Below are 551 nucleotides of genomic sequence, written 5' to 3' on the forward strand. Positions count from 1 at the left end.
AACTACCGCATGAGCGGTGGCGGCGGTTACCCGCACGTCGCCGAGGCTCCGGTCGTCTGGGACGAGATTCTCGAGATTCGCCAGCTACTCATCGATACTGCCATGGCAATGAAGACGATCAATCCAAAGGACTTTTTCGATCGCAACTGGTTCGTCACCACGACCGGCGAGACGTGGCCAGGCAGCGGCAAGCCAGGTGACGGCGGCATATCTGGTGGGCCCCAACCGGGATCTGGCTCTCCCAATCGTCCGACGACCCTGCCAGGCACTGGCGTCTGACTACGTGTGAACATTGTTAAACCTCGGCCCACCTCAAAGGTAGGCCGAGGCTCTTCTTGTCCGGGCAACGTGGAAGAGTGCGATCATGGCAGGTAAAGACCGCACGCCATCGATACTGGAAGGATGTAGCGCTGACTACCCAAATCGTCCCGTGGATTCCTAAGCATGGGTACCCGGCTCGGCTGGCCAACCGGAGTTGGCCGGCGAAAGTGCTGCGCCTTGCCAGCATCGTTGGCCTCATCTTTGCCCTGTTCGGCCTATGGACGGCTTTA

At 59.7% G+C, this 551-nt stretch carries 1 protein-coding gene; it reads left to right on the forward strand.

What is annotated here, in order from left to right; translation table 11 throughout:
* Positions 1 to 279: hypothetical protein (locus tag HMPREF0721_RS11300; protein WP_006599931.1), on the forward strand; the 279-nt coding region annotated here is incomplete at its 5' end.
* Positions 280 to 551 lie beyond the last annotated feature (272 nt).

It is taken from the genome of Pseudoramibacter alactolyticus ATCC 23263 (genome assembly GCF_000185505.1).
GTDB lineage: Bacteria > Bacillota > Clostridia > Eubacteriales > Eubacteriaceae > Pseudoramibacter > Pseudoramibacter alactolyticus.